The sequence below is a fragment of the Mesorhizobium sp. M0174 genome (genome assembly GCF_040322275.1).
GTDB lineage: Bacteria > Pseudomonadota > Alphaproteobacteria > Rhizobiales > Rhizobiaceae > Mesorhizobium.
In genome coordinates this window covers 62421-80994 of record NZ_JAMYTB010000015.1, presented here as the reverse complement: position 1 = coordinate 80994, position 18574 = coordinate 62421, and the positions used below count along the sequence as shown (strand labels likewise).

Annotated in this window: 21 protein-coding genes and 1 pseudogene; 9 read left to right on the top strand and 13 right to left on the bottom strand. The window is 57.6% G+C overall.

Annotated features, from left to right (window positions below; genetic code table 11):
• Positions 1-447: 447 nt before the first annotated feature.
• From NKJ13_RS23760 to NKJ13_RS23735, 6 genes are all read right to left on the bottom strand, one after another.
• The gene (locus tag NKJ13_RS23760; RefSeq protein WP_352778542.1) at positions 448-687 is read right to left on the bottom strand and encodes a DUF982 domain-containing protein; all 240 of its coding nucleotides are present in this window, start codon (positions 685-687) and stop codon (positions 448-450) included.
• A gap of 8 nt (positions 688-695) precedes the next feature.
• On the bottom strand, positions 696-941 hold the full coding sequence (locus tag NKJ13_RS23755) for a DUF982 domain-containing protein (protein ID WP_352473718.1): 246 nt from the start codon (positions 939-941) through the stop codon (positions 696-698).
• Between the two features lie 8 nt (positions 942-949).
• Positions 950-1126: a DUF982 domain-containing protein gene (locus NKJ13_RS23750; RefSeq protein WP_352778540.1), complete on the bottom strand. Its 177-nt coding sequence runs from the start codon at positions 1124-1126 to the stop codon at positions 950-952.
• Positions 1127-1357: 231 nt separating this feature from the next.
• A complete protein-coding gene (locus NKJ13_RS23745) occupies positions 1358-1600 on the bottom strand; it encodes a DUF982 domain-containing protein (RefSeq protein ID WP_352778537.1) in 243 nt (80 codons plus the stop codon).
• Positions 1601-1954: 354 nt separating this feature from the next.
• A complete protein-coding gene (locus tag NKJ13_RS23740; protein ID WP_352492322.1) occupies positions 1955-2182 on the bottom strand; it encodes a hypothetical protein in 228 nt (75 codons plus the stop codon).
• Between the two features lie 665 nt (positions 2183-2847).
• Positions 2848-3045, bottom strand: coding sequence for a hypothetical protein (locus NKJ13_RS23735; RefSeq protein ID WP_352778535.1), 198 nt, complete (start codon positions 3043-3045; stop codon positions 2848-2850).
• 110 nt (positions 3046-3155) lie between these two features.
• Here NKJ13_RS23735 and NKJ13_RS23730 point away from each other — a divergent pair, with 110 nt between their 5' ends.
• Positions 3156-3488, top strand: coding sequence for a hypothetical protein (locus NKJ13_RS23730; RefSeq protein ID WP_352778533.1), 333 nt, complete (start codon positions 3156-3158; stop codon positions 3486-3488).
• A 201-nt stretch (positions 3489-3689) separates the two neighbouring features.
• On the opposite strand, the pseudogene NKJ13_RS23725 reads toward NKJ13_RS23730, so the two are convergent.
• Positions 3690-3887, bottom strand: a pseudogene (locus tag NKJ13_RS23725) (transposase); the annotation flags it as partial.
• A gap of 75 nt (positions 3888-3962) precedes the next feature.
• Here NKJ13_RS23725 and NKJ13_RS23720 point away from each other — a divergent pair.
• Entirely contained in the window at positions 3963-4214 is a 252-nt protein-coding gene (locus NKJ13_RS23720) for a DUF6074 family protein (RefSeq protein WP_352541505.1), read from the top strand.
• Here the strand turns inward: NKJ13_RS23720 and NKJ13_RS23715 are convergent.
• Positions 4160-4747 (bottom strand): hypothetical protein, encoded by a 588-nt coding sequence (locus NKJ13_RS23715; RefSeq protein WP_352752486.1) that lies wholly within the window; start codon positions 4745-4747, stop codon positions 4160-4162. The genes NKJ13_RS23720 and NKJ13_RS23715 overlap by 55 nt on opposite strands.
• Before the next feature lie 248 nt (positions 4748-4995).
• Between NKJ13_RS23715 and dgt the strand changes: the two genes are divergently transcribed.
• Together dgt and NKJ13_RS23705 are read left to right on the top strand one after the other, a co-directional pair.
• The gene (gene dgt, locus NKJ13_RS23710; RefSeq protein ID WP_352624851.1) at positions 4996-6420 is read left to right on the top strand and encodes a dGTP triphosphohydrolase; all 1425 of its coding nucleotides are present in this window, start codon (positions 4996-4998) and stop codon (positions 6418-6420) included.
• Positions 6417-7253 (top strand): hypothetical protein, encoded by an 837-nt coding sequence (locus NKJ13_RS23705; protein ID WP_352624853.1) that lies wholly within the window; start codon positions 6417-6419, stop codon positions 7251-7253. The genes dgt and NKJ13_RS23705 overlap by 4 nt, the downstream gene beginning before the upstream one ends.
• A 185-nt stretch (positions 7254-7438) precedes the next feature.
• Here the strand turns inward: NKJ13_RS23705 and NKJ13_RS23700 are convergent, their stop codons facing one another.
• The 4 genes from NKJ13_RS23700 to NKJ13_RS23685 are packed head-to-tail and all read right to left on the bottom strand — an operon-like array spanning position 7439 to position 11172.
• Positions 7439-8053, bottom strand: a complete 615-nt coding sequence (locus NKJ13_RS23700; protein WP_352778531.1) for a PIN domain-containing protein — start codon at positions 8051-8053, stop codon at positions 7439-7441.
• Positions 8028-9212 carry a helix-turn-helix domain-containing protein gene (locus NKJ13_RS23695; protein WP_352624856.1) on the bottom strand — a complete coding sequence of 395 codons (1185 nt, stop codon included), beginning with the start codon at positions 9210-9212 and terminating at the stop codon, positions 8028-8030. The genes NKJ13_RS23700 and NKJ13_RS23695 overlap by 26 nt, the downstream gene beginning before the upstream one ends.
• A 5-nt stretch (positions 9213-9217) precedes the next feature.
• Complete coding sequence (locus NKJ13_RS23690; RefSeq protein ID WP_352624858.1) at positions 9218-10594, bottom strand: 7-cyano-7-deazaguanine synthase; 1377 nt, start codon at positions 10592-10594, stop codon at positions 9218-9220.
• The gene (locus NKJ13_RS23685; RefSeq protein WP_352778528.1) at positions 10591-11172 is read right to left on the bottom strand and encodes a hypothetical protein; all 582 of its coding nucleotides are present in this window, start codon (positions 11170-11172) and stop codon (positions 10591-10593) included. The genes NKJ13_RS23690 and NKJ13_RS23685 overlap by 4 nt, the downstream gene beginning before the upstream one ends.
• Before the next feature lie 566 nt (positions 11173-11738).
• Between NKJ13_RS23685 and NKJ13_RS23680 the strand changes: the two genes are divergently transcribed.
• Positions 11739-12455: an antitoxin Xre/MbcA/ParS-like domain-containing protein gene (locus NKJ13_RS23680; protein ID WP_352778526.1), complete on the top strand. Its 717-nt coding sequence runs from the start codon at positions 11739-11741 to the stop codon at positions 12453-12455.
• Positions 12456-12457: 2 nt separating this feature from the next.
• Complete coding sequence (locus NKJ13_RS23675) at positions 12458-13042, top strand: RES family NAD+ phosphorylase (protein WP_352752471.1); 585 nt, start codon at positions 12458-12460, stop codon at positions 13040-13042.
• A 341-nt stretch (positions 13043-13383) separates the two neighbouring features.
• Here NKJ13_RS23675 and NKJ13_RS23670 read toward each other — a convergent pair whose 3' ends face one another.
• Positions 13384-13854: a hypothetical protein gene (locus tag NKJ13_RS23670; RefSeq protein ID WP_352624863.1), complete on the bottom strand. Its 471-nt coding sequence runs from the start codon at positions 13852-13854 to the stop codon at positions 13384-13386.
• 267 nt (positions 13855-14121) lie between these two features.
• Here NKJ13_RS23670 and NKJ13_RS23665 point away from each other — a divergent pair, with 267 nt between their 5' ends.
• The 3 genes from NKJ13_RS23665 to NKJ13_RS23655 all read left to right on the top strand — a co-directional run bounded on the left by NKJ13_RS23665 (position 14122) and on the right by NKJ13_RS23655 (position 18570).
• Entirely contained in the window at positions 14122-15117 is a 996-nt protein-coding gene (locus tag NKJ13_RS23665; protein ID WP_352624865.1) for a 3'-5' exonuclease, read from the top strand.
• Between the two features lie 109 nt (positions 15118-15226).
• Entirely contained in the window at positions 15227-16567 is a 1341-nt protein-coding gene (locus NKJ13_RS23660; protein ID WP_352624867.1) for an SIR2 family protein, read from the top strand.
• Positions 16564-18570, top strand: coding sequence for an ATP-binding protein (locus tag NKJ13_RS23655; RefSeq protein WP_352624868.1), 2007 nt, complete (start codon positions 16564-16566; stop codon positions 18568-18570). Before NKJ13_RS23660 ends, NKJ13_RS23655 begins: the two co-directional genes overlap by 4 nt.
• Positions 18571-18574: the final 4 nt, after the last annotated feature.

Genomic DNA, 18574 nt, shown 5'->3' with positions numbered 1-18574 from the left:
GTCCAACGCGCGACTACTTCTTTAGTTTCGCTGCCGGCCGTGTTGAGCTTTTCGCGATCATTGCCGACCCGCTTGATTAGCGCCTCGGCCTGAGGCCGTGCTTCCTGCCTCCGGCCCTTCCATTCCCGATTTTCGCACACAGCTCACAGGCAATAATCAAGAGCAGGAACGTGCCCTCAAATGCCGCCACAGCGTATCTGGTTTCTGCCATCGGGTTTCGAAGCCTGACATTCCGGTTCCGGTCCCCCTACCTCAACGTGCCCCATTGACGCCAAGTACCTCGCCCAGAGCAGCTCCGATACCAGTTTCAAGAAGTGCAAAATGCCCATGAATGCGCCGACCAGAGTCAATGCTCTCGTATCCGGGTCTATTTCGAGCAGCGCGGACTTGGTCAGCATTCAGACAGCCTAGGGGGTCCTTCCCAACATAGCCATGGGCACCGGCCTGCTACTCACGGAGCACCCCCTCCTCCTTGGCAGCAGCCTCGAAGGCCTTACGAGCCTCCTCGGGGGTCGCCCGATCCTCGACGGCTTCGATGCATAGTTGCACAGCCTTCCGCCACTTGGGCCCCATCTTGGTCCACTTCAGGAGTTCCTCGGCGGCGCACTCGACATTGTTGCACCGGTAGGTGACCCCAGGTCGGTCGGTCTTGACGTACACCGGAGGGGAGAACCAATGGGTTGCCACGACACCTCCTACTCAGGGGAGAGATACACGTTGGCCTCCTTAGCGGCAGCCTCAAAGGCCTTTCGTATTATGTGGGGGTCAATCGAATCGCCCTCCAAGGCTGACAGGCAGAGGGTCACCGCCTTATGCCAGCGAGGCCCTCGGCGGGTCCACATTTTGAGCTGCTCAAGGGCTTCCTTCGCATTGTTGCAGCCATGCCTGACACCGGTTTCAGTCTTCACGAACACCGGAGGGACGAACCAGATGGGCGCCATGATACCTCCTACTCAGGGGAGAGATACACGTTGGCCTCCTTGGCAGCCGCCTCGAAGGCTTCACGCACCTCTTGGGGGGAGGATTTGCCCTCGAATGCATCGACGCAGGATTGGACAGCCTTGGTCCACTTGCCCGGACGTTTCGTCTTCACGTAGACCGGGGGAGAGAACCAGAGAGGACCCATAAGGGGGAACTTAGAGCGGCAAGAGCCCGCCGACCAACCCCGCTTTAGCCGCAGCTAAGGGAACGATGTAGGCCCTCGCGGGTTTAGAGGTGGCAGCGGGATTCTTCGTGGATGTGCAGCCGCTGTGGCGGGGTCCGTCGCCTCTCCCTCACCGGCGGCGGGCTCCTTTCGCGAAGGCGGTGTTGGTAATAGACACCTAGAACCTTATACCGCATCCAATTTAGCTGGTTCTCATTGGGGGAGTAATGTCCCCTCCTCTTTTGCAGCAGCCAGGAATGCCTTGCGGGCCTCCTCAGCTTCCATCTCGTCGAAAATCACGGCCATGCAAACACGCACCGCGAGGTCCCACCAAGGGCCACGCTTGGTCCACTTCATCAGCTCCTCGCCGGCTGCTTCGGCGTTGTTTACGCTGCGGATGATCCCGGGACGCTCGGTCTTGACCGGGACCGGAGGGTTGAACCAGTGGAGAGCCATGCGGTCACTCTTTGTCGGCCCGATCAAGTTCCTCCAGCAAATACTTTTGCTCAGCCCAGTTCCCGTTCTACAGGCAGAGTGAGCAGGTTGCGAAGGTAATTACGGATTACCTCTGACTATTGAAATGGCGCAGGACGGCGCGCTTCCGTTGCGATGCCACAGCGGCTGAAGTTGGCTGACAGCTACTCGCGACCGTCGATAGCCACGCAGAGGCCCATGGCAGTTGCTGCCTCGACGATCGCCTCGGTTAGTTCTTCGTTGGAGGCCATCAAATAAGGCGCAGTCTCCCGAGCTTCGCGTAGTGCCGCTTTGATCGAGACCGTGTCGCCACGGTCCGCCCTGTTGAGGAGGCGGTTATTCGCGAAGATCGAACCCGACGAACAGGCCAAAGGCTGGGGCAACATTGACGATAAGCTCCACCAGCTCGCAGTCAGTTTCCGCCAGATGTGGCCCGTCTCGGCGCACCGCTGCAATAGTCTCTTTGACGGAGATGATTTGGCCGCGACGGACTTGTAGGATCAGCTCGTGAACAAGGTGTTCGGCAGTCACTTTGTCGGGTCGGCAGTTCGTCCAAACGTTCATACAAGGCCTCCCACCTCAGCGAGAACCCAAGGGAACATTCATGACCTCTGTCGAGAAAAATCAAGAAGAATGTTTGATAACTTCTGAGTGGGAATCAGGGGGACAAGCCACGAAGCGAGCCTCTATACTCTTTGACCTGACGCTCAGCCAGCCGGCTAAGGGACTTCTTCCGTCGGCCCCTGTTTGGCCCGATCAATAGCCGCAAGTAATGACTGTAGGGTTGGCGGCAGTTCTGGTTCGACATCCAGATTTAAGAACGTTTGTACGTGATGACGATAGCCTTCGGAACGGATCAGTTTCCGAAACGCTCCGGAGACAGACTGATGGTCTGCTTTGTTGCTCGTTGTCATGTTCGGGAAGTCCGTCCCAATGAGCCGCAACTCGCCCGCAACGAATGGGTTCCATCAGGAGGTCGGAATATTTGGCTGAAATTTCTGAGCGGGAGATCGGCTAACTGGCTCGCGCGAAGACCCCCGTGCCCCCTTCGATCCGCCGAGCATTAATCCCCGCTGTTTGAACAGAAGATCGTGTCGATCTAGCGTCGGTGTTGCACACAGCGACCGTTGAAATGCTACTGTCCAATGTTTGCTCACGCTGTGATGCCAACAGGGCAGGCTCTTGCGGCAGGGTGCCGCAAGGTCGCGACGATGAAACGCCGGCCCAGTTCAACCCGCGCGACGTCCTTCGAAGCTGGGGGGATCGATCTTCACCAAGCGGTCTGCGGCCTCGACCGCAGTTCGTATCCTGCTGCACAGCGCGAGATTTTCCGCCAGCATTTCTTCAGTGCGTTGAATCGCGAGCTTGGTCCGGTGGATGCGCTGCCTGGCATTGGCAACTTCCGATGTCAAAAGATCGGCCGCCATCCCGTGGCCGTGGGGTTCCATAGTGTCCATGGGTTTCTAATACATGGGGGAAGATATCGTTCCCTGATGTCGGGCGAAACGGCGGGCCGCAGAAAAGCGCGATGGGCCGAATGACCAATGCGCGCCCTGTCAAAACAGCGCCGGAAACAGGCGAACGGCTTCGGCCGCTCTACATCCCACGGGCAGAGGAGATCACGGTCCAGAGGGCCATTGATCTGTTCAGGTACGACTACAACGTAAGCGAAGACACACTCAGGCGGCTGGTGATCAAGCACCGTCTTCACAACCAGACAATGCCCGGTGCTCCGTGGAGAATAAGCGCTCCCGGTTTGGCTATGGCGCTCGCCGGCGATGATGACGCGCTTGCGCGGTTGAGGCGGGACGATCGCGAGCATCCGGACGTAACTCGGTATTTCAAGCGGCTCGGCATCCCGCGACCCTGACCTGTTACCAAAAGTTATGGTCGCGGCGACTGTCTAAAATAGACATTAAGTAGATGTCGCGGCCCGACAGGGCTCCACACAAGAGCGAACCGTTGCTGCCTTGCGCATCGCCCTCTAGGCCGCCGGCGTCGAGTTCATCCCGGAGAACGGCAGCCGCGCCGGCGTGAGGCTCCGCAAACCTTAGGCCGTAGACTCGTTACTGCGCAGCCACACACCTGCTTTTCGCCATCGGACGAAGCGGTTGCAACAGGTGGTGCGCGGGCCATAGCGCTGAGGCAGGTCGCGCCATGGAGCACCGGAGCGCAGCACCCAGAAGATGCCGTTCAGCACGCGCCGATCATCAACACGTGGCACACCTCTTGGCTTGTTGGGTAGACGCTTTATTCCATTGCTGACCATTGTCCAAAAGCGCTGTTAACCAAATTTTCTCACCCGCCAATGCTTATTCGCGCGACTGAAGGGGTGAGGTGATCGATGTGTGATTCAAACATAAGCGCGTTTCCGCTGCATCGGCGGCGGAAGTTGGTCGAAGGGATCGCCCGGGTCCTGGAATCCAAGAACGGGAAGGACGCGAACGCCTTCTGGCGCAACACCGCCAAGGCAATTCTCGTTCAACTGTCCGAATCAGGAATTGCACCCGGCGTCGCCGAACAGGAAGTTGGAACGCTTCTTCATGCTGTCTTGGCCGACATCGCCACCCGCAGTGCTGCGAAACTTGCACAATAGCATCGGCTCACGATGAAGGATTGCCGCATAGAGACGCCCCGGGGCTCCACAAGCGTAGCACCACTGCATCCGTCAAACGCAGGTTTCTCACTGCGGATGAAAAGATAGGCGCGTTCGTCGAAATCATGCGCGCGAATGTGCTCTCGGGCGAGATACGGCTCCGCCTCGCCTGTCCGGCGGTCATCGACCAAATCGAGGTAGGCGATGCGGAAACCCGCATTCACGAAAGGCCGACGGACCTTTTCCACGAGCTGAACCCGCAAAACCAATGAGCCGCCGTTGAGTTCCACACTGCCATTTATGCGACTTTCTAAGCAGATAACGCGAACATCGAGCCCGAAAGCACCGTCTTTGCTCTCTGCCCCATAAGTCATTCGCGCCGAAGGATCGCGATCAGTATTGCGGCACTGTCGGGCCATGTGTGGAAGGTCGGCGTTCGGCTCAGCAGCAAGAAGCCGCCATTCGTCTGACGACCCTATCGGAGTCATCACCCATTTGCGATTCCCGAAACCAGACTTTCGATGCCAGAACATGAGCGGCCACATCGCGGAGGAAGTCGATTAATGGGCTAGGCGCGGCGGGTACCGTTGACCCTACGATTATTCTGATTTAGAACAGATAGAGAACATCACTGATAGGACTTGATGCGCCAATTGGGTGGAGAGCCAATGATGGTTTGTGCTTGATCATTGTTAGCGTGGTTTTTCCAGCAACAAGGTTCTGCCAATTGACGAATCGTAGCACCGAGCCGATACCGGAGCGAAGATAGGGGCGACGGACATTGGCTGACCTAAATTGGGAAAAGTTACTCAATGCGCAACGGCGCAAGGATAAGGCCAAGGGCAAGGCCGCCGAGCGCTCCGCCAAAACCGCCGAACACCGGACCGAGCTGGAGCGCGATCATGACCGCATTCTGTTCTCGACACCTGTTCGACGTATGCAGGACAAAACGCAGGTTTTTCCACTGGACCCCCATGACAGCGTGCGGACCCGCCTGACCCATAGCCATGAAGTAGCTAACATGGCACGCAGCTTCGGTACCGCGCTGGTCCACGTCTATCCCGACAAGTTGAATTTGCCCGAAGCCGTAAATGCCGGGCGTAACGTCCCTGCCCTGCTAGAAGCGATCGGGCTGGCCCACGACCTGGGCAATCCGCCCTTTGGTCACCAAGGTGAGGATGCGATCCAATCTTGGATGAAGTCCAAGGGACCAGAGATCTTTGAAGGTCTGGATGGTGCCGCATTGCGCGAAGATTTCCTTCGTTTCGAAGGAAACGCTCAAGCATTCAGGCTGCTGACCCGGCTGCAAATCGTCAACGATGACTTCGGACTCAACATGAGCTACGCGTTCCTCGCAGCTCTAATGAAATACCCCAGTCCTTCAGATAAGGTGAACAAGTCGGTGCTGGCTCGCAAGAAGTTCAACTTCTTCCAGTCAGAAGCCAACATCGCTAAGGAAGTCTGGGCTGAAACCGGGCTTGCTGAAGGTATTCGGCACCCGCTTACCTTCGTCATGGAAGCCTGTGACGACATCGCCTACTCCGTCGTCGATGTTGAAGATGCCGCGAAGAAGGGGCTCGTCAATTTCGACCGTCTCGTCGGCTACCTGATGCACAAGGCAGAGGAGGACGAGTCCGTCCTCAAGGTAGTCGAGAAGGCCAAGGAGCAGCACCAAGAATTCCGTGAGAAATCCCTGTCGGCGGCAGAGCTTGACGACATCACAATGCAGATGTTTCGGGTCAACGCGATTGGTGTGATGATCGTCGCGGCGACAGATGCGTTCGTGACAAACCTGGACGCCATTATGGCCGGCACGTTCGACAAGGAACTGATGGCAGTGTCCAAAGCGGCACGCCTATGGCGTTTGCTCAAGGAATTCGCCGGCAAGCACATCTACCCGCACCGCCAGGTGCTTGAGGTTGAACTGACGGGCCATCAGACGATTCACGGACTCATGGACATCTTCTGGGCAGCCATCACCAACCGGAAAGATCCGCTGGATATCGCCTCGAAGCGAACATCGCCCCTTCACAGCTATGTCTATTCCCGAATTTCGGAGAATTACCGCCGCGTCGCTGAGGCTTCGGACAACCGCATGCCTATCCGCTATCGTGAACTGCAACTGATGACGGACATGGTGTCGGGCATGACGGACGGCTTCGCGATCTCGCTGCTGAAAGACCTGCGGGCACGGGGCGCGGCATGACCACATCCCAGCATATGCTGGACCACGGTCTCAGCTCGGACATTGCCGATTTCATCCGAGGGCCGCAAGGGCACGATATCGGCGATCTTATCGACCGTCTGAGTCCGGTCGGGGATTGTGCGATCTTCGGCGGCCTGCCACGCGATTTCGCCCGCGACGGCCGCAATTCCTTCAGGTCGGATGTCGATGTCGTGGTTGACGCCGTCCCTGGAGCATTGGAGGCGCTGCTCGGGCAATTGGGCGGTGAGCGTAACCGGTTTGGCGGGTATCGCTTGAAGTACGGCCGCTTCGACTTTGACGTCTGGGCCTTGCAGACGACGTGGGCGGCCAGCAATGACTACGTCGCGGTCCACTCGCTGACTGACCTAGTCAAAACCACGTTCTTCGATTGTGATGCAGTCCTGTTCCACTGCCGCACGCTGGAGATCACCCGGTCCGAGCGGTTCTGGGCGAGCATCGAGCATGGCATCGTCGATATCAATCTCGAGGCCAACCCCCACTACATCGGCACGCTCGCGCGCACCTTGCGCATCCTGTTCGATTGGCGGCAGCAGCTCACGCCGCGGCTTGCCAACTATCTGGCAGAGGGTATCGCGCGTAGCCGCAACGAGATTCTGGACTACGCCACGCGTAATGCCGCCGGTCTTGGCCTAGCGTCTGGAACGGACCTCGATGCGGCGATTTCGGCGCTCTACGAGCACGGTGTCGGAAAGACCCTCCTCGAGTGCAAGTCGGTATCGACCGCGCGTCTACCGACCCCGGGCGTTGGCGGGCCACCCCGAGGGTCCGCTTTGCAGGCGAGGACGGCCGGCTTGCGAGATTCCAGATACTAACCCTTGAAATTGGTTTTGAAAGAAGTCGAACCACAACCCTGCAGTCACAGCCTCAGCTTTGGGCCGAAGAGCTTGAAGATTCGGCGTTTTCTCCGCGATGGTAGAAGACGATCTCTTACTTCACTTCGCGATGCCCAACCGTCTGTCTGAGACCGCAAAGAGAGCAAACGGAAGCTGGGAAGCGATCAGGCCGGTGCTCGGCGCAGTGCCGCTGGCAAGCTCCGGCACTCGACAATCTGGTCACCAAGAAGGTCGGCAATCCAACCATGGTGTCGCTCCGGGATTGCCATCCGTGCATCCTTCAGGCCGCTTATCACGGCCTTTGCGAGACGTTCGTTTCCGAGCGCTAAAAGGACGCGATCAAGTCGCAAAAGGTCCACCGTGGCGAGCAGCTGGAGAGTTGGAAAGCGATGAGTGGCGATGCTAATTGCTTTGCGTTCATCAATGATTGCCAATCCCTGAGACGATACAGCGAGGGCCAATGTCGCCGCCTCACTATCATCCAGAGTCGTCTCCGCGGCGCCACTGACCAGGCTTTCAAATATCGCCCCGCTCTTTTCGTCAAACTCAGCAAACTGCAGCAATTCATCCTGTACCAGCTGTTGAGCGAGGTCGGCGTCATTGCGCCCGCTAACCCGATCATGGATGAGCTCATCTCTCACGACGGTACTTGCACTCAGCGTGACATTCAGTGACCGAATGATCTCATGCGCAGCGCCAGTGGCATTGAGATTAATAATGACGCTGGTGTCAGCAACTAGTTTCGGTGGAAGATCACCGGAGAATTGAGGTCGCCGCATTGGCCCCACTTTCCTCGGCATCAATATCACTTAGCAAAACGCGCACCTGGATCCGGTCGATATGAAGGAGCCTTGCAATTTGCCCCTCACTAAGGAGCCCCCGCTTTGCCGCCTCATATGCCATCAGGCCCATCTTCAGCGACACTGGTCTGGCCGCGTCGTCTTTCAGGCTATCACTCCTCGAAACGTCACCTAACACTTGCTGCGCTTGCTCATCCGTAATGTTTCCGTTCTGAACGAACCAATCCCAAGTTCCTCTTTTCGTAAGCTGGAGCTCTTCAAGGCGCCGGACAAGCGCTTCGCGCGAAACATGGAAATAGTGGGCAAGAACGATCACGTGCCGGCGAGTGAGGCTCGTAGCACCCGCCGTAACTTCAGCAAATTTCTGCCGAACAGCCTGCGCCGGCGTCAAGAAGCTCCTTGCGAAGGCATTGGCATATTTTTCCTCGCGCGAACTCTCCAGTTCATCGATCTCATAGACCTCTGCGTCTCCGCGCGTAGCTACTAAATGACCAAGCTCATGCGCGGCCGTTTGAGTGCGCCGATCGATTGGATGGTTCGCATTTAAAAGTATGCAGGCACCCACCTTTTCATCATAGGCGAACAAGCCTGAGATTTTCGCCGCTAGGCGTCGAGCGTGAACACGGACACCCATCTGCAGCTCGAGCAGAGTGACTATATCTGCGATCGGCGCAAGCCCAAGACCGAGCCAATGGCGAAGTTCCAAAGCGTGTTGTTCTGCCTGTTGGCGAACGTCGCCAACAAGGATGCGTCTTTCAGGCGGCAGGTTGCGCGCATATTCGACACCGAGCAGAGCCTCAAGCTCAACCTCAGCCCTTACGAGTTGCGCCAAAAGGTCGGCGGCTTTCGCAACCGATGGCTCTTCGTTTTCGGTCAGCTTCCTAAATCTCGGCGTTAGCTCGACGTGGACCGCTTCCTTGCGGAGCAACGCGTTGGTGTTCGTGTCTAGGAACCCTGCCAGCCTCTGCAACTCCCCAATCTTTGCGCGCCGCGTACCCTTTTCCATCGCAACTAAGGTAGTGCGTGCCACACCGATTGCCTCGGCAGCCTCCGCCTGGGTTTTGCCCGCACTTTCACGCGCGATGCGAATTCTCTCGCCTACTTCCACTAGTGAGAGCTGATTATTGGCCTCACTCATCGCTGTCAGGCCAGCCACTGAGCGACAAACGATTTGGGTCCGAGATCTTTCATAAATGCCTTCCATTCAAGTTCATGCCGTTCAAGCAGGCCCAAGAGCTCGCCTTCCGCATCCGCATGCGACATGTCCAATACTTCGGACAATTGCCACGCGTGACGGCTCATGCGTTTCCGATGGGCGGGTGAAGAGCCCAAATCAGCCAAATGATCAAGGTGCAGTGCGCCGGCGATGGCATACTGTTCCATCGCCCCTGTTATTTTGTTGAAATCCCTGGCAGCTCCCCGAGCAAACTTGGGAACTGACAAGTCCTCCCAGATGTAATTCTCTTTCGGCTCGTCAACACCGGCCGCATGAAAGCTGAGCCTGCGAAGCATACAGGCAGCGCAGATGCCGCAGTGGCGCCACTTGTGATCTACGGAGGAATTACGGTTTTGCTGCCAGCACGATCGCGTCTCGATCCACTCTTTCGGCTCGATGGGAAGAGCCGCGAACTCGCGAAGCGTCTCGCCCTTCGTTTTCCACAAGTGCGGAAGCCGATAGGCGACATCGTAGTCAAAAAGCGCAGCGAACAAACGCTCCATCTTGGTGAGAAAGCGTGGGTGGTTTCTGTAGTCCTCGTAGCCATGACTGGTTTGTACCAGCGAAGGCCCGAGCGCGCCCTGACCGCTTTCCGGCATGACTATGTCATGAGTTCCGAGCAGATAGGCTGCGATCGCGCTCAAAAGAGTGAATTTGAAGCCGCGGCTCCGAGCGGAGGACTCGTTGAAGCCGTCCGGTCCAGGTTTGACCCTGAAGGGAATGTTCAGGAATGGAAGCTTTCGAGCGTCGCGACGGGGGCGATCATCTTTTTTCGAGCCCACCCTGATACGGATCAACCGATCCGGGCGCCCTCCTGCCGAAAGCAAAGCGCTCACCGCCCGCGAATCCAAACCATCGCTGAACGGCGTCACTATGCGCGTGGCATCACCAAATTCCAAACGGCTCTGCTGACCGACCTCTTCCTCGGGCGCCCGCTGGCGCTGGTAGAAAGAGAGGCTCCACTCATCGCCAGTTAGAAATTTCAAAACGGAAACGAGCGCCGCGATGACCTCGGGTTCTTGCCAGCGAGCCAAATCATGGACAGGGACAGCTAACTCGAACTTCCGCATCCAGCCCCATGCCGAGCGCTTGCACGTCTTGTCGCAATATTCAACTGCAGCGCTCAGGACCAAGGTGTCGAAGATACGAGTGTCCCAATTCTTCGTACGGTAGTCGTCCAAATCCTTCATGTTGAAAATGATGGATTTGCCAATCTCGACCGGTTGCCAACTTTCCTTGGTTTTCCCGCCGGCCTCAATAACGGCAACCTTGAGTGCGGGGCATTCCCCATGAAGAACCTTCATAGGGAAACCCCATCGTCAAGACCGTTGCGCGCCGCGGGAGTTCTCGTGATGGCGACCGTGCTGTCACCGAAAAGCGAACGAGCGATACGGGTGAACGAGCCGTTCTCGTTCATTCTAGCGCTGACTTCGCCCATGCGATCGCGGATGGTGCGGCTTGCACCTGGCCCGCGCTCGACGAGGTAGTGCTCCTCAGTAGTTCGCGCGTTCGCATGCAGACGCTCGCTCAAGGCCGTGACAATCCCGTCCTGGACCGCATCACGTCCTTGCAAGCCTTGCTGGACGGCCATTTGGGTGCACTCGATCGCGTTTGCGGCCAGTGGATGCACCGCCGGATCATCGCGCAGCTCTTGCAGCTGCCGCTGCAATTCATCCGGCCGCGTGCTGAAAAGATCGCCACCGTCAACAATGTCAATCAGCTGCCTGATCACACCGCGCACTTCCATATTGGCGTCCTGAACCAGCGCGGATTCGGTCGCTTCGCAGACCTCGGACATAGAAAATGCCGGCTTGTACGCCCATTCAGCGACACGCCGATATTTAGGACGCAATGGCAGGCTTTTATGCGGACCGTCACTCATTGGAATCTCCCCAATGTCAGATATGTTGATATTTTTTTCTGACATTGTCAATGCGGCGACGTGCGTTTAATCAGGATGACCGCTAGAGGTGGATTTCTCACGACACCCGCGCCACACATCACAGGGGTAAGCTGGCAGTCTCTCTGGAGGCTCGCCATCACCGATCCGATCGCCCGCAACGAAAAGCAACTCGGCGCTATCGTGTGCCGCGCCCGCAAGCAGACCAGCCTCACACAGGGCGCGCTGGGCAGCAAAATTCATCTGCGCCAGGGCGCCGCATCCCGGCTCGAAGCCGCGGAGCCCGCGCTCCAGCTGCGCACGCTGATGGCGCACTTTGCGTTCTTGGCCTTGAACTCGGCGCGCGGCCGCGCAGCTAGGGCAGTGAAAGCGACATCGAGGACCTTTTCTGATGTCTCGGCCCCCGCCATAAACAAGATAGCGCTCATCCCATCATTTCGCGAATTCCGAGCGACGTCGTTGCGACAGCCAAAGACAAGTCGCCTCCATACGATCTGGACAATTCGGACGATCCGGACTATGTATGTGTGACAGAAATGGAGGCCGCCATGGTCGCAACAGTTCGAAAATCTGGAACAGGCGTGCACGTTAATGTGAGCAGCGCGGCCGTCGCCGACATTCTTGAAGTGTTGGCACGGCACAACCCAGGAATCTCCCGATCGGCACTAAAGGGCAAGAGCAAAATGGTAGCTGCGGTCACTGCGGCAGCTGTCCGGCTTTCGGAGGAGAACCAGCGTCAGATTCTGGTCCATGAAAAGGATCTTGCCCAGGCAATGGAGACGGTGGTCGCGGATCTCGCTGGTCGAGGCGACAGCAGGCTGATCAAGCTCGACGTCGAAAGGCCTGTTGAGGTCAGTCACGGCGCGGGACTCGGCGACGTAGTAGATCTCGAGGAAGGTCGGCGACGGGTCGCGGAATATGCAACAGCGGTTCGCCTCGAAGACTGGGCCGGGCCGGTTGCAGGGCCGAGCGATATTGAGAAGGCCTTTGGAACAAGAAGATCCACACTCCATGATTGGCAAAAACGGGGAGCCGTCATCGGCTTGCTGAAGGGTGAACGAAAGCATGTCTTTCCCTTGGCACAGTTTGTGGACGGCCGGCCGGTCAAGGGGATGTCTGAAGTCACCAGGATCATCCGTAATTCTCGCGCGGCCTGGCAATGGCTGATTCAGCCGAAGCCCAGCATCGGGGGCGCTCCCCTCGACCTCATCAAGGCTGGACAGGTAAGCGAGGTTGTTGCGGCCGCCGAACGTGACTTCAGCTGATCGTGAAGCTTGATCCCAAGACAGTCGCAGACCTCGCTCTCGGATTTCAGCCGCGTTCATACCTCCGCGTGATGCGCGCCGCGCATATGGCGACGCCGCTGGGGACGGGATTTGGACACACACGCTTCTCAAGTCCGGATAAGACGTTTCAACTCGTCTACATCGCGCGCGACCTTGCAACCGCAATTGCCGAGACCATCGTCCGGGACAGGTTCGAGGGGAGGATGAAGCGTGTCCTTGATCAAAGCGAGATCGAAGAGTGGGCTGTGGCGGAGATAACTGCGACTTCTCCCCTCGTGGTGCTCGACCTGCGGACCACGGGTCTCCTCAGGTTGGGGGTCAGCACCGACGCCGCTCGAGCCAAGAAGCACCGAGCGGGGCGACAACTCAGCGCAGCGGTTCATGGCGCCTTTGCGATCGACGGCCTGCTTTATGCATCCCGTCTCACATCCGCCGAGTGCGTGGCCGTTTACGATAGAGCCATTGAGGGAAAGCTGGACGCGACGCCAGCAATAAATCTAGTGCAGCACCCAGATCTGATAGGAGCCCTGCAGTCTATTGGTGTCTCCCTTCGGGGAGGTGCCTGACCATGGCCGGGAACGTTACGTCGGTGAATTTCTCGGGACGTTTCAAGAAGCTGAACGGAACCGTCGCACTGACCGCGACACGTGCGGACAATATCCGGTCATTGCTGACCGTGGGGGATCCGAGCCGAAAGGCGGCCGTGCGCGTCGTGGGTAGGTGGAGGCGACTGGCTATCTCGACAATGCGCTAAACACGACGCTTTACTTCCGCAAATCTCGAGCAGTCGGAGAAGGTCGGTGTTTCCTTCCTGCTCGGCGAGGCATTCACCCACTGGTACGCGCAGGACAGGATGAAGATTGAATATCTCGTCCATGTGGGTGGGCTGTCGAATTGCTCGTGGACTTCACCGGCCACTCCGCTTGCCCCGAAGACGGGCGCGTCCCCGCCAGCCGCAAAGAGTCGTCCCGATTTCATCGGCATACGCCGCACGGAGAGTCATGTCTTCGAAAGCAAGGGCCGGATTCGGCGGCCGGCGGTAAGTGCTGTGAGCAAGGCGCTCGGGCAAGTGTCCGCCCTTCATTCGGTCAATGGCAAGGCGCCAAAGACCCGGTGTGCAAAGTTTCTTCATGCTCAGGAGCGCCGGCACCGAGGGGTTCGTGTCCGACCCTCCCGGTGATGGAAAAGGCGGCGCTGTCAACTTCGACGTGCTGATGCGCTCGCCAAGGCATACTCCTTCTTCCTGGACGAACCTACGACGGATCTGCCGGCAGAAGTTGTTGACGGATATGTTGGTCGCGAAATTGAAGACGGTGTCTACTTCGGCCTTGACCAGAAAGTCTTTGCTGCCATCCTGGAACGCCCCGACAGTGAGCAAGAACGACGCCGTCGGACAGCTGAGATATTCGAAATTATAGCTGGCAGGTCGCAATCATATGAGGGTCGGAAAGAGCGGAACGTTTCGCCTGGTCCGGACGGAACCATACTCATCGACCGTCGATCACACCCCCGCAGCAGACAGCGGATAATTGCAAAATAGCGATTGCAAGGCTAGGCCCGAGTCGCCTTAATTGCATGGAGAACGGTCAACGATGCCATCTTACCCTGTCGGAATTGGTTGTTACTCTCCTGGCCGGACAATTTGATGAACGCGCTTTCTGGACAGTTCGATCTGTTCGACCTTGATCCCGGCTATAGGGAAACACCGCGACGCGTTGTTCCGGCTCGGCCTGCGCGGAAACAGCCTAATGTTGCACCGGAGACTGAGGATGGTCTGGTGCAGCTCCTAGAAGACACCGGGCGATTCAAGGTTTTGCGAAGGCTGGTGCCCCGTCCGATCATCGATCGCGCCAGCAGCAGATTTCCGAGGCTTGCTGTCCTGGTCGATGTCGAGACGACCGGTCTCAATCATGCCCGCGACGAGGTGATTGAAATCGGCGCGGTTGCTTTCACCTATGACGATGCAGGGATGATCGGTCACGTCGTCGGGGTATTCAGCGCACTACGTCAGCCGTCGGGTCCGATACCGGTAGAGATCACGCGCCTCACCGGTATCACCGACGAGATGGTAGCTGGACAGACGGTGGATCTCGGCGCACTCGACGCACTTATTGAGCCTTCCGATCTCATCATTGCTCACAATGCCGGTTTCGACAGGCCGTTTTGCGAGCGTCTATCGCCATCGTTCATCCCGAAACCATGGGCCTGCTCGGTGACGGAAATCCGCTGGGCGGATCACGGGTTTGAGGGCAACAAACTTGGTTATCTCGTCGGGCAATCAGGCCTGTTCCATGACGGACATCGCGCGACCGATGATTGCCATGCCCTCCTCGAAATTCTTGCAAGACCGATCGCCGGCAGCGACGCAACGCCATTCGCCGAGCTCTACGCTGCAAGCCAACGACTCCGCGTCCGCGTGTGGGCTGAGAACAGCCCCTTCGAGATGAAGGATCATCTGAAGGCGCGTGGATATCGATGGTCGGATGGCAGCGACGGTCGACCAAAGGCCTGGTGGGCCGAAATCGCTGAGGAGAATCTCGACGACGAACTTCGGTTTCTGCGCGGGGACATCTATCGTTGGCCCGAAGCGGAGCCGCTCATGCAACGGCTTTCAGCAGCGGATCGCTTCAAAGCAGCGTAGTTTGCAGGTGCTGACCTCCCGGTCGTTACAAATCATCTTTGCTTTAATTTGAACGGTGGGCCACTACTGCGGCATATTCTTGGTGCTCGCATATGGGGGAAGAAGGGGGATGGCTGACGAGGATGTGGCGCCGCGGCGCCAATTCCAGATTGTCCGCAACGGCGATTCGACACCGGCCAACATAGATTGGTCCCAAGGAGTCGAGACAGTTCAAAAAGGCATCGCCGATGCCCTGAACGCGCGCAACGTGGCGTTCCTGTTGGGCGCTGGCTGCTCCTCGTTGCGTGTCGACGGAGAGGAGCGAGGCATCTCAACCATGCAGCCCCTCGCTGAGATATTTTGCAACACTACCACCCAAGCGTTGGCAGCCGCACAGCAGGCTGCGGAAGACGAGGATCTATTGGGCGAAGGCAGCGCCGACGTTCCCCCTGTAGAGCCGCCTGACTGGCTTCTAACCAAAGAAGAAGTAGCCATTCTCCAAGAGGCGGGCGTCGAACTCGAAGATGAGTACGCGCGCAACCTTGAGCGCCTGATGGAGGTATTGCACAGTCTTCGTTTCGTCTCCCAACGCAGTGCGAAATCATCCCATTGGGCGCGAGCCAAAGAGCTGACGGAGGTAATCAACAAGGTCCAGGCATTCCTCTGGGAGCGGTGCACTGACGGTGCTTTCGCGAAGGGGGATACAGCTGTCCGCGACCTCTATGAGAAGTTCTACCGAAAATTAGTGTTGCGCGACCGAAGCCTACCCCGGCCATGGGTGTTCACCACGAATTATGATCTGTTCAATGAAACTGCGATGGACCGCCTCGGCATTCCTTATGCCAACGGTTTCTCCGGCATCATAGAGCGGCGTTTCAATCCCTCCACATTTCGCTACGCCTTGGCTGAGCAGCTCGATCTTTCAAACCGCAAATGGTCGGCAGTCGATGCGTTTGTCTACCTGTGCAAGTTACACGGATCGATCAGCTGGACCGAAGACGATCACGGCCTGTTCCCAATCCGTGAGAAGTGGCCGGCCGACGGCAGCGCCAAGATGATGATCTTTCCCACGCCGGCAAAGCAGAACTCGAGTCTAGGGTCACCGTATGCCGACCTCTTTCGCGAATTCCAGTCGCGCATCGTCCGCGAGCAAAGCGTGCTTGTGACTTCGGGCTACGGGTTCGGGGATGAGCACCTGAACAACATCATTTACCAGGCGCTGACCATACCGACCTTTCGGTTGATTATCTTTGCGTCACCGGACGCACCCGGAGAGATTGCCAAACTGCGCGCCCTTGGTGATCCGCGGATCTGGATAATCGGTGGCGATGGTCCCGAGCCGGGTACAAGGGCACATTATTTCGACACGATGGTCGATCGGTTCATGCCTCAGCGGCCAAGCGAGCGTATCGACGACGCCGTTCGCAAAGTGATGAAGGAATTGGCTCCGGACAAGGACGATACCGAATGAGTCACGACGATCGCAAACGCGCCGTCGGCAAGGTCACATCAGTGGCAGCAGACAGGTTTGTGGTCGAGATGCACGCGGGAACCGACAACTTCACGGTCGTGGGCTTTGACGACGTGCATTACGTCGCACGTTTGGGCTCGTTCCTGATGATACCGACTCACGCGGAATATGTTGTCGCTGAAGTTGTGGGGCTGCGCGAACGTGATGTTGCTGCATCCTCGAGAGGCGACCTCGACAGGGCCGGATCGGCGAAATTCCTCGACGTGGTGCCCGTAGGTATGCTGCCTGCTTCAGGGGACGGAAAGTTCCGGTTCGGTGTGTCGGTTTTCCCTTCGCTCTATGCCGACGCATTGTATGCTCTCGATAGCGAACTCGACAGGATATTTGAGACGAAAACCGAGGCTGAGGCCGGTATCGGGCCTGACGGGCAAAACTGTGTGCCGGCGAACGCCACCCGCTTTCGTGTTTTAAGCATCGGTCAGTCCGTCGTGTTCGAGGACTATGCGGTGAAGGTCCGCCTCGACGATTTCTTCGGTGGCCACGTTGCAGTGCTTGGCAACACGGGAAGCGGAAAGTCGTGCACAGTCGCTTCGATTCTACAGGAGCTTTTTGAAAAACCGGACGAACATCATGCCCGAGGTGCCACGTTTGTGGTGTTCGACGTCAACGGCGAGTATCGGCAGGCGCTCGAACCACTGGCAAAGTCGGGCGGTATTGGGGTCGACCGAGTTATACTCGATGGAACAGCAACTGGTTTCCGCTTGCCCCATTGGTTTCTGGACCTCTCAGAATGGGAACTTCTGCTCCAGGCGAGCGAACGCACGCAGGTCCCCATACTGCGTATGGCGCTTGGCCTTTCAACGATGTTCTCAGAAGCTGGTGCGGACGATCTCGGCGGCGTGAAGAACCACATCCTCGCCAAGTGCATCACGCAGATCATGCGCGACGATTCCAGCAGCCCGTCCAAGCATGACCGGATAGTTGGCATCCTCCAGCGATTCAACACTGGTAAAATCAATCTGCAATCCATCCAACCTTTTATTACAATTAGCTACGGTCAGCTGGCTGATGCCCAAGGTTTGGACGATTTTCTCGTCGGCGAGAATGCCTTTGTTATCGACGAGTTGAAGCTGCCGGATTACGAAAACATCCCTTTCGATTTCCGCTCACTAGGAGAGGCAATGGATCTCGCCATCCTTTACGAGGAGGCACACGGCAACCGCCAGATTCGTGACTACTGCTCGCAGATGGTCACCCGCCTCAAATCACTTGAGGAGCGTCGGGAGTATGAATTTCTGCGCCACTCACTGCCAGTCGGGGGGCAAGCCGGTGAAGGTCAGAATGAATTCCTCGCCCGAATCCTCGGGCTGACCGCGAAGGGCAGTGGCCTGACTAAGACCAATCAGATCGTGATCGTTGATATGAACGCCGTATCGGATGACGTCGTCGAGCTTTTTTGCTCGGTTCTGGCACGCATGACGTTTAGGCTGCTGCGGCAAGCCGATCCGCGCAACCGCTTCCCAGTTCACTTGCTGCTTGAAGAGGCTCATCGCTATATTGCCTCCACACCCTCCCGTTATGCGTTGGACGCAGCGAAGGTTTTTGAACGGATAGCCAAGGAGGGTCGGAAGTACGGTATGTTCCTGATGGTAGCATCACAGAGGCCAAGCGAGCTTTCAAAAACCGTGTTGTCTCAGTGCTCCAACTTTGTCGTTCACCGCATTCAGAACCCAGACGACCTGTCGCAAATCCGTCAGATGACTCCATTTATCTCCGACGCCGTTCTCAAACGATTGCCATCCCTCCCCAAGCAGCACGCGTTGGTGTTCGGAACATCCGTGAATTTGCCGACGACGTTCCGCGTCAGGGACGCATCTCCCCGGCCATCCAGCGACGACACCAAAATAGTTGATCTCTGGTTCCATGAGGAAGGTCGCCCAGCGAACATCCGACTCGCCCTGCTGGTACCCGATCCGGATGACATATTCTCAGATCTAGTGTGACACT

Bases quoted from the DNA above. Each gene is read 5' to 3' on its own strand.
- NKJ13_RS23740 (WP_352492322.1), bottom strand. From the start codon at position 2,182: ATGAACGTTTGGACGAACTGCCGACCCGACAAAGTGACTGCCGAACAC.
- NKJ13_RS23750 (WP_352778540.1), bottom strand. From the start codon at position 1,126: ATGGGTCCTCTCTGGTTCTCTCCCCCGGTCTACGTGAAGACGAAACGT.
- NKJ13_RS23690 (WP_352624858.1), bottom strand. From the start codon at position 10,594: ATGAAGGTTCTTCATGGGGAATGCCCCGCACTCAAGGTTGCCGTTATT.
- NKJ13_RS23665 (WP_352624865.1), top strand. From the start codon at position 14,122: ATGAACGCGCTTTCTGGACAGTTCGATCTGTTCGACCTTGATCCCGGC.
- NKJ13_RS23715 (WP_352752486.1), bottom strand. From the start codon at position 4,747: ATGTTCTGGCATCGAAAGTCTGGTTTCGGGAATCGCAAATGGGTGATG.
- NKJ13_RS23695 (WP_352624856.1), bottom strand. From the start codon at position 9,212: ATGAGTGAGGCCAATAATCAGCTCTCACTAGTGGAAGTAGGCGAGAGA.
- NKJ13_RS23700 (WP_352778531.1), bottom strand. From the start codon at position 8,053: ATGCGGCGACCTCAATTCTCCGGTGATCTTCCACCGAAACTAGTTGCT.
- NKJ13_RS23705 (WP_352624853.1), top strand. From the start codon at position 6,417: ATGACCACATCCCAGCATATGCTGGACCACGGTCTCAGCTCGGACATT.
- NKJ13_RS23755 (WP_352473718.1), bottom strand. From the start codon at position 941: ATGGCGCCCATCTGGTTCGTCCCTCCGGTGTTCGTGAAGACTGAAACC.
- NKJ13_RS23730 (WP_352778533.1), top strand. From the start codon at position 3,156: ATGACCAATGCGCGCCCTGTCAAAACAGCGCCGGAAACAGGCGAACGG.
- NKJ13_RS23680 (WP_352778526.1), top strand. From the start codon at position 11,739: ATGGTCGCAACAGTTCGAAAATCTGGAACAGGCGTGCACGTTAATGTG.
- NKJ13_RS23685 (WP_352778528.1), bottom strand. From the start codon at position 11,172: ATGAGTGACGGTCCGCATAAAAGCCTGCCATTGCGTCCTAAATATCGG.
- NKJ13_RS23745 (WP_352778537.1), bottom strand. From the start codon at position 1,600: ATGGCTCTCCACTGGTTCAACCCTCCGGTCCCGGTCAAGACCGAGCGT.
- NKJ13_RS23660 (WP_352624867.1), top strand. From the start codon at position 15,227: ATGGCTGACGAGGATGTGGCGCCGCGGCGCCAATTCCAGATTGTCCGC.
- NKJ13_RS23735 (WP_352778535.1), bottom strand. From the start codon at position 3,045: ATGGCGGCCGATCTTTTGACATCGGAAGTTGCCAATGCCAGGCAGCGC.
- NKJ13_RS23720 (WP_352541505.1), top strand. From the start codon at position 3,963: ATGTGTGATTCAAACATAAGCGCGTTTCCGCTGCATCGGCGGCGGAAG.
- NKJ13_RS23655 (WP_352624868.1), top strand. From the start codon at position 16,564: ATGAGTCACGACGATCGCAAACGCGCCGTCGGCAAGGTCACATCAGTG.